Source organism: Brevundimonas sp. (assembly GCF_018608325.1).
Classification (GTDB): Bacteria; Pseudomonadota; Alphaproteobacteria; order Caulobacterales; family Caulobacteraceae; genus Brevundimonas.
The window spans coordinates 1-5,352 of record NZ_JABAZW010000088.1; the positions used below are offsets into that span (position 1 = coordinate 1).

Genomic DNA, 5,352 nt, shown 5'->3' on the forward strand with positions numbered 1-5,352 from the left:
GTATAAGAGACAGGAACTGGGTGATCTGGAGCACCGGCTGGCCGAGCTTCGGGTTCAGGAAAACACCGACGACCTGCAGATCGAGGCCCAGCGCGCCCGCCTGCGTCAACTCAGCGACCGCGAGGCGTCTCTGGTCGCCGACCTAGCCCGTGAGCGTGGAGCGCAGGGCCGTCTGCTTAGCGCCCTGCAGATGATGAGCCGCCGCCCGCCGCCGCCGCTGCTGGTCCCGGCGGACAAGGCCATCGACACGGTGCGCGCCTCCATCCTGCTGAAATCCATGACGCCGGAGCTGGAGCGGCGCGCCATCGCCTTGGGCGAGCAGCAGGCCGAGATCATGCGGGTGCGGCGTCTGGCCGTCCTGTCGTCCGAACGCCTGTTGACGACCGAGAGCGCCCAGGGCGACCGGCGCGGCGAGATCGAGGCCCTGACCACGCGCAAGTCCGCCCTGACCGCCGTTCTGGGCGCCGAGGCCCGCGCCGCCGAACGCGCCGCACGTGTTCTTGAGGCCCGCATTCGCGAACTGGGCGGTGCCGTGCCGACGACGGAGGCGCCAGAGCCGGAAACCGCGCGCCTGCCTGCCAACCGCAGCCGCCTCAGCAGTCCGATCAAGGGCGAGCCCAGCGAGACCTATGGGTCGAAAACCTCGGGCTGGCGCTGGCGCGCTGACCGCGCTGAGGTCACGGCTCCCGCCAATGCCAAAGTGGCCTATGCCGGGCCGCTGAACGGCTGGGGTCAGGTGGTCATTCTGGACCTCGGCCCCGGTTGGCGCGCCGTCATCGCCGGGCTGGAAAGTGTCGATGTGGCCCCGGACGCCCGTGTGGCTGATGGTCAGTCTCTGGGCCGTAGCGGACCCGACGGCGACATCTATTTCGAGCTTCGTCGCGACGAGCGCCCCATTGATCCGGCCCCCTGGCTGCGTTGATCGCCGTCAAACCGGCATGAGGCCCGCAATAGGGCTTTGAATTCTGCTCTGACGCTGATTTTATCCAGTGGACGCTGCGTCGCCATGATTTCATCGTGACTACGGGGCCTTACCTTATCGGGCGCCATCATGATCGGCCCCACCGAAAGAGACCGAATGCGTAAACTGCTCCTCGTCGGCTGCGCCGCACTGGTGCTCGGCGGATCTGCTGCTGCTGTGTCCAGCCAGACGCCTCGCAACGAAACCTTCCGCCTGCTGGAGCTGTTCGGCGACGTGGTGGGCATCGTCGAGCAGGTCTATGTCGTTCCGGTTGACAACAAGAAGCTGATCGAGGCCGCGCTCAGCGGCATGATGACGGCGCTGGACCCACACTCCAACTATCTGCCACCCGACAGCTATGGCGATCTGCGCGAACGCACCTCGGGCGAATATTCGGGCGTGGGCCTGACCATCACCTCCGAGGGCGGCATGGTGAAGGTCATCTCGCCGATGGACGACAGCCCCGCCGCCAAGGCCGGGGTTCAGGCAGGCGACGTCATCTCCTCCATCGAAGGCCAGAACGCCTCGGGCCTGACCGTCAGTCAGGTGTCGGAGAAACTGCGCGGCACGGTCGGCACCAGCATCAAGGTCACCTTCCTGCGTGACGGTGAGGAGCCGCGCGAGGTCGTCCTGACCCGCGAACTGATCAAGATCCAGTCGGTCACCGGCCGAGTCGAAGGCGACTTCGGCTATCTGCGCGTCTCGACCTTCAACGAGAATACGGGCCGCGAACTGTCCGAGGCCATCGCCAAGATCAAGACCGAGAAGCCGGGCGTAAAGGGTTATGTCCTTGACCTGCGCAACAACGGCGGCGGTCTGCTGAACGCCGCCATCGACGTGTCCGACGCCTTCCTGGAACGTGGCGAGATCGTCAGCCAGCGCGGGCGCAAGCCTGACCAGATCCAGCGTTATTCCGCCAAGCCCGGCGACCTGACCGGCGGCCTGCCTGTGGTGGTGCTGGTCAACTACGGCTCCGCCTCGGCGTCGGAAATCGTCGCGGGCGCGCTCAAGGATCACCAGCGCGCCGTCGTCGTCGGCCTGACCAGCTTCGGCAAGGGATCGGTCCAGACGGTGATCCCGCTGCGTCAGGGACAGGACGGCGCCCTGTCGATCACAACCGCGCGCTACTACACCCCGTCCGGCGCCTCGATCCAGAAGATCGGCATCGAGCCGGACCTTGAGGTCGCCCGTTCGGAAGCCGAGGCCCGCATCGTCTCGCGCTCCAGCTTCATCTATTCCGAGGCCGCCTACGCCACGGCGCTGGATTCCTCGATCGGGGCCGAGCGCAAGGGCGCCCACGTCCCGCACGAAGCGCCCGGCGACAAATTCCCCAAGGACAAGGACTATCAGCTGGAGCGTGCTCTGGATGTCCTGCGCGCGGGCGGCGACCTGTCGAAACTGTCGGCGCCCGCCGCAGGCATCGTCGTCTCCGAACCCGGTGCCAAGGCCAAACCGGAAGACACGCCTGCGTCGGACGACCCCCAACAGTAATAGGTTCGGCGCTGCGGCGCCCTGCTTGCATGACCGCTAACGAAGGGCTGGCTCTAAGCCGGCCCAACGGAGGCGATTGTCATGTCGATTTCGTCAGTTAGCAGTTTGCTGGGGGCTCAGCCGCTGGGCGGCCCATCGCCCTCTGCTGGGCAGAATAAGCCGACCTCTGCGCTTCAAAGCGATCTGCAGCAGATCCGCGAGAAGGGTCTGCGCGCCTGGGCGCATGACCAGAAGATGGAAAAGCTGAAGGAAAAACTGCGCGATCAGGTCCTGTCTGAGAAGAAGATCACCGAGGACGGTCTGGCGGCCATGCCCAGCGCCCAGCGTTCCGCCATTGAAGGCGACATCGAAAAGCTGATCGCGGAGAAGCTGGAAGAGGTTATGAAGGGCGAGGTCGAGAAGGCCGCCAAGGAGGGCAAGTCTCAGGCCGTCCTGCTCGACATCCTGGTCTGACAGACAGGGCGGCTGATCCGTTGTTCGGGCGTGCTGTAGGAGTTGAAAGATAAAGCGGCGTCGGATTCGACATTTCCGTTGTTTTCCTTCATAAGCCGCCGCTTCCGACGCAAGTGAACCTCGCGTCTCCACCAGCACGACCCCATTTCTGATGGACGAGGCTGGCGAGAACCCTCTGCCGACGTGATCGTCGCCAGAGGCCGTTGTCGTATGGAGCCGTTTCACCTGCGCCAAACGAGGTAGTGTATGTTCGAGGCTCTGAACGAGCGGCTGACAGGCGTATTCGACCGGATCACCGGTCGCGGCGCCCTGTCCGAAAAGGATGTCGCCGAGGCGATGCGCGAAGTGCGCGTGGCCCTGCTTGAGGCTGACGTCGCCCTGCCGGTCGTCAAGGACTTCATCTCCTTCGCCACCGAGCGCGCCACGGGCGAAGAAGTCATCCGTTCGGTCAAGCCTGCCGATCAGGTGGTCAAGATCGTCTATGACGGCCTGATCGAGATGCTGGGCGGCGAAGAGCCGGTCCCCCTCAACACCAACGCCAACCCGCCCGCCGTCGTGCTGATGGCCGGTCTGCAGGGTTCGGGTAAGACGACCACCTCCGCCAAGCTGGCGCTGCGTCTGACCAAGTTTGATCGCAAGAAGGTCATGATGGCCTCGCTGGACACGCGTCGTCCGGCCGCGATGGAGCAGCTGGCCACCCTGGGCAAGCAGATCGAGGTCGCCACCCTGCCTATCGTGGCGGGCGAGAGCGCGGTCCAGATCACCAAGCGCGCCCTGACCGCCGCCAAGCTTCAGGGCTTCGATGTCCTGATCCTCGACACCGCCGGCCGCATCACCCTGGACGAAGGGCTGATGAACGAGGTGGCCGAGGTCGCCGAGATCTCCAAGCCCGTCGAGACCCTGCTGGTCGCCGACAGCCTGACCGGTCAGGACGCCGTCCGCACCGCCAAGGCCTTCCATGAACGCCTGCCTCTGACGGGTCTGGTCCTGACCCGCGCCGACGGCGATGGCCGCGGCGGCGCCATGCTGTCGATGCGCGCCGTCACCGGCCTGCCGATCAAATATCTGGGTGCGGGCGAAAAGGTTGATGCGCTGGACGTCTTCGACGCTCGCCGCGTCGCAGGCCGCATTCTGGGCCAAGGCGATATTGTCGCCCTGGTTGAAAAGGCCGCGCAGGACCTGGATCAGGCCAAGGCCGAGAAGATGGCCCGCAAACTGGCCAAGGGTCAGTTCGATCTGGACGATCTGGCCGGTCAGCTTCAGCAGATGAAGCGGATGGGCGGTCTTCAGGGCATCATGGGCATGCTTCCGGGCGTGGCCAAGATGAAGAACCAGATGGCTGACAGCGGCATCGACGACCGCATGATCCTGCGTCAGGAAGCCATCATCTCCTCGATGACCAAGGCCGAGCGCAAGAAGCCGGACCTGCTGAACGCCTCGCGCAAGAAGCGCATCGCGGCGGGCGCAGGCGTCGATGTGCAGGACGTGAACCGGGTTCTGAAACAGCACCGCCAGATGGCCGACATGGTCAAGTCGATGGCGCGTGGCGGACCCAAGAAGATGCAGCAGATGGCGGCCATGCTTGGCGGTCTCGGCGGCGGTGGAATGGGCGGGCCGGACATGGCGCGTCTTAAGGCTCTGGGCGGCGGCAAGATGGCCGAACCCAGCGCTGACGAACTGAAAGCTGTGCAGGACCGTTTGGCGGGCCTGGGCGGCGGACAACTTCCGGGGGGGCTTCCGGGCCTGCCCGGTTTCCCCTCAAAGAAATAACGACCTTCTAGAAAGAGACTGAAAATGCTGAAGATTCGTCTGGCCCGCGGCGGCGCCAAGAAGCGCCCCTACTACCACATCGTCGTTGCTGACTCGCACGCCCCTCGCGACGGCAAGTTCATCGAGAAGGTTGGCAGCTACAACCCGATGCTGCCCAAGGACAGCGCCACGCCGCGCGTCGCCCTGAAGGTCGAGCGCATCGCTGAGTGGCTGGGCAAGGGCGCGCAGCCGACCGACCGCGTTGCTCGCTTCCTGTCGCAGGACGAGACCCTGAGCCAGAAGGTCAAGTGGACGCAGTCCAACAACCCGAACAAGGGCGCACCGGGCAAGAAGGCGCAAGAGCGCGCCGCTGAACGCGCCCAGCGCGAAGCCGACCGTCTGGAAGCCGAAGCGGCCGCCAAGATCGAAGCTGCCGAAGCTGCTGCCCGCGCCAAGGAAGAAGCTGAAGCCGCCAAGAACGCTCCGGCTCCGGCTGCTGAAGAAGCCCCTGCTGAAGAGGCTCCGGCCGCTGAAGCTCCGGCTGAAGAAACCACGGAAGCCTAAGGCTTTCGGCCAATCCGGCAGGGAAAGCAGCGTCCTCACGGGCGCTGCTTTTCTGTTATGGGGCGGGCTGCAGGAGAAGAGACGCCATGACCACAGACAGCAGACTCATTCTGGTCGGCCAGATCGGCGGCGGG

Annotated in this window: 5 protein-coding genes; all 5 read left to right on the plus strand. The window is 65.1% G+C overall.

The features are described from left to right. The coding region (locus QZ281_RS08880) for a peptidoglycan DD-metalloendopeptidase family protein (RefSeq protein ID WP_292227322.1) at positions 1-922 on the plus strand (922 nt) is incomplete at its 5' end. Between the two features lie 156 nt (positions 923-1,078). Next, positions 1,079-2,452 carry a S41 family peptidase gene (locus QZ281_RS08885; protein ID WP_292227324.1) on the plus strand — a complete coding sequence of 458 codons (1,374 nt, stop codon included), beginning with the start codon at positions 1,079-1,081 and terminating at the stop codon, positions 2,450-2,452. 81 nt (positions 2,453-2,533) lie between these two features. Next, entirely contained in the window at positions 2,534-2,905 is a 372-nt protein-coding gene (locus tag QZ281_RS08890; RefSeq protein ID WP_292227327.1) for a hypothetical protein, read from the plus strand. A gap of 246 nt (positions 2,906-3,151) precedes the next feature. Further along, positions 3,152-4,675, plus strand: a complete 1,524-nt coding sequence (ffh, locus tag QZ281_RS08895; RefSeq protein WP_292227329.1) for a signal recognition particle protein — start codon at positions 3,152-3,154, stop codon at positions 4,673-4,675. Positions 4,676-4,699: 24 nt separating this feature from the next. After that, positions 4,700-5,218, plus strand: coding sequence for a 30S ribosomal protein S16 (gene rpsP, locus QZ281_RS08900; RefSeq protein ID WP_292227332.1), 519 nt, complete (start codon positions 4,700-4,702; stop codon positions 5,216-5,218). Positions 5,219-5,352 lie beyond the last annotated feature (134 nt).